The organism is Mesorhizobium sp. M0293, from assembly GCF_040321735.1.
In the GTDB taxonomy this organism is placed as follows: domain Bacteria; phylum Pseudomonadota; class Alphaproteobacteria; order Rhizobiales; family Rhizobiaceae; genus Mesorhizobium.
This window is the reverse complement of the sequence record NZ_JAMYSA010000269.1, coordinates 1-1,467: the sequence shown is the minus strand read 5'-3', so window position 1 is coordinate 1,467 and position 1,467 is coordinate 1. Positions and strand designations below refer to the sequence as shown.

At 53.8% G+C, this 1,467-nt stretch carries 1 protein-coding gene; it reads right to left on the bottom strand.

Translation table 11 applies throughout. The features are described 5' to 3' along the window. Positions 1-1,467: CocE/NonD family hydrolase (locus tag NKJ06_RS35380; RefSeq protein WP_352812563.1), on the bottom strand; the 1,467-nt coding region annotated here is incomplete at both ends.

The following is a 1,467-nucleotide window of genomic DNA, read 5'->3' as shown; positions in this document are numbered from 1 at the left end:
TATCTCGTAGATTTCACCCGGTATGAGCTTTTCACTTTTGCGAAAAGAATGAACCACCTCGTCAGCATATGTCCGCGCTTCATCGACCGCTCGCAGCGAAGCCCGCAGCAAGCCTCCCTGCAGAAAGAGTACATTGCCTTCGGCATCGACGTCTTTCAGCGTTAACCCGAGGTCTGCTTCATCTCCATAGTCAATACTGAGGTATAGCGTGACCTCCGGATTCCCAAGCACCGCCATGTCTGAAACGGCCGGGGCCGTTCGGTAATTCAATACGCCTGGGGAATATGGCTGGAGCGCAAACTGCTGGCTGCTGCCAACGAGCTCTGCTGCCGTCGGGTAGAGGTAGGCGCGAACGCCATCGGCTGGGCTGCCAATCGGCTCGTTAGGGGATAGCGCGGCGTCAGCCGTGAGATAGAAGGGACGGCGCTCAACTGTCGGTTCTGGCCAAGTCTCATGCATCGTGGTCCAACCGGCAACCGCCTGCTTAGCGTTTCCATCAATCTCTCGGACATCCCAAAACACGGAGACCGGAGCTTCATTTTCTACACCGTTTTCAATGCCCTTCACCCAACGGTCCATGAATTTCATCTGTTCCGTATCTACAAAGCCATAGCTTCGAACCCCGATAGTCGGGTGAGGGCCGGCGATATTGTGATCTCCGTTCATCAGCAGAAGTTTCTTGTGATTTACATTTTTGAGGAAGTGAGTAAATAGCCGTGTGCTATACTTCGCGACGCTGCCAAACTCATCCTGCCATGCCGCAACAATCATAGTAGGCACATCAATCTGGCCGGCAACATCCTCGCAGCAAAAAGAGACAGAGTCCCACCAATCATCTTTAAGTGGACGGCTTCTCAGCTCGTCGAGAAATGCCCGTTTGACGACTTGCCTATCTTTGCGAATTGCGACGCACTGGTTATCACCCTCGCTTATCCGCCATTCTGCACCGGCTGCCTGAGTGGACTTAGTCGTGAGTTCCCATGCCACGTTCCCAAGCTGGAACATACCGCCGGCGTAGGACCCGTCGCCGTAGCCATCGCCTATTCCGCTTGCCACAATGGCTCTCAAATGAGGTGGTCGCTCTGCTGCCACCCAGAATTGAGAATTGCCGGGAGTTGAATTGCCAATCATCCCAACATTGCCGTCGCTCCAGGACTGTCTGGCAATCCATTCGACCACCTCGGCGCCGTAAATTCCCTCTTTACGGTCGCCCCAACAGTCGATGATTCCTTCCGAGCAACCCGTCGCGGGGAAGTTGGCACCAACGAAAGCGTAGCCGGCTTCGAGAAATTGCTTTGCCATTTCGAAAGGGGCCGCACTTGCTTTATAATGGGAATACCAAAATACGCTTGGATAGCGGCCAGATTTCAAGCGATATGAAATGTAAGCGATACGTGTTCCGTCCTTCATAGGTACGTAGCCGATATCGCGCACCACGTCAGCTTCACCAAGAGGGGTTTTGACCAG